General features: G+C 67.1%; 1 protein-coding gene and 1 pseudogene. Both read right to left on the bottom strand.

Annotated elements, in window-relative coordinates; translation table 11 throughout:
- Positions 1 to 41: 41 nt before the first annotated feature.
- Positions 42 to 407, bottom strand: a pseudogene (locus tag JMF90_RS36600) (LysR family transcriptional regulator); the annotation flags it as partial.
- A gap of 124 nt (positions 408 to 531) precedes the next feature.
- Positions 532 to 1,446, bottom strand: coding sequence for an NAD(P)/FAD-dependent oxidoreductase (locus tag JMF90_RS36595; protein ID WP_011694609.1), 915 nt, complete (start codon positions 1,444 to 1,446; stop codon positions 532 to 534).
- Between the last annotated feature and the right edge of the window lie 88 nt (positions 1,447 to 1,534).

The following is a 1,534-nucleotide window of genomic DNA, read 5'->3' as shown; positions in this document are numbered from 1 at the left end:
GCATAACTTCGTATAGCATACATTATACGAAGTTATACGAGCACGATCCGCGCGACGTACTTGCGGCCGAAACCGAGCGGGGCGACGACGCGCAGCGTGCCTTGCACGTCGCCGTGGTCGCCCGCGATGTTGATTGGCAGCGCCCCCACGCGCTCGAGGATGCCGACGGCTTCCTGGTACAGCCGCTGCCCTTCGTCGGTCAGCGCGATTCCTTTCGGCTGCCGTACGGCGAGCCTCGCGTTCAGCCGTGCCTCCATTCGTTGCAGGCGAATCGTGACCGCGGGCGGTGTGAGATCGAGCAGCCGGGCGGCAGCGGCCAGGGAGCGCGACGTGCCGATCGCGCGGACGAGTCGAAGGTCGTCGAGGTCGAGCATTTCTTGGCTCTTAATGCAGAGGGTGTCGAGCATTAAACCGCAGATTGCGCGGGGAAGCCATCGACGTGGCGTGGAGCGGCTGCGATGAGGATGACGGGAATGCACCCGCTTCCTTCGCCGGATACATCGACGATCGTGACGCCGGCTGTACGCCCGCCTACGCATCCAATCCGAAAATCAGCGACCGGTGTACGCCCACCCCCGCCGCGACGCCGGATGCCGAGGCGAACGTCGCATTCGTCATCAGGCTCGACGCGTCGCCGGCCGCGTACACGCCGGCGACGCTCGTCTGCTTCCATGTATCGACGCGAATCGCGGTGCCGAGCGGACCTTCGTCGAACGCGCAGCCGAGCTGCTGCGCGAGGTCGCTCGCCATGTCGGTGCGCGCGCCGATGAACAGTGCGTCGATCGGCACGGCTTGACCGTCGGCGAGCCGCAGCGCGTCGATACGCGGCGCATCGCCGAGAATCTCGACGACTGGCGAGCGCTCGATGCGTACGCCGCGTGCTGCGAGCAACGCGGCTTCCTCGTCGTTCGCTTCGACCACGCCCTGCGTGAACCACGTCGTCGGGCCCCAGTCCGGAATCAGGATCGCCTGATGGACCGACAGCGGATGCGTGGCGAGCACGCCGAGCCGCTGGCCGCTCACTTCATATCCATGGCAGTACGGACAATGCAGCACGCTGATGCCCCAGCGTTCCGCGAGCCCCGGCAGCGCGGGCAGTTCGTCGCGGATGCCGGTCGCGAGAATCAGCCGGTCGGCGCTCGCGCGGCTGCCGTCGGCCAGCGTCACGTGAAAGCGTCCGTGCGCGTCGCGCTCGGCCGTGCGCGCCTCGCCGTCGATGCGCTGCACGGTCGGATACGCGGCGAGTTGCGCGCTCGCTTCGGCGACGATCCGCGCGGGCGGCTTGCCGTCCTGCCCGAAGAAGCCGTGCGCGTGTTCGGCAAAACGGTTGCGCGGCCGGCCGGCATCGATCACGAGCACGCGGCGGCGTGCCCGCGCCAACTGCATCGCGGCCGACAGCCCCGCGAAGCTGCCGCCGATCACGATCACTTCATGATGGGTATCCATGCATCCACTCCTTTCTGAACCTGCGTGACGGACAGACGTGTTCCGCTGGCGGCCAACTCATGAAACACGAGCAGTTGCATGATAGGGC

Origin of the sequence: Burkholderia sp. E168m23 (assembly GCF_016586125.1) — a bacterium.
In the GTDB taxonomy this organism is placed as follows: Bacteria; Pseudomonadota; Gammaproteobacteria; order Burkholderiales; family Burkholderiaceae; genus Burkholderia; species Burkholderia orbicola.
This window is presented reverse-complemented; position numbering and strand designations above follow the sequence as displayed.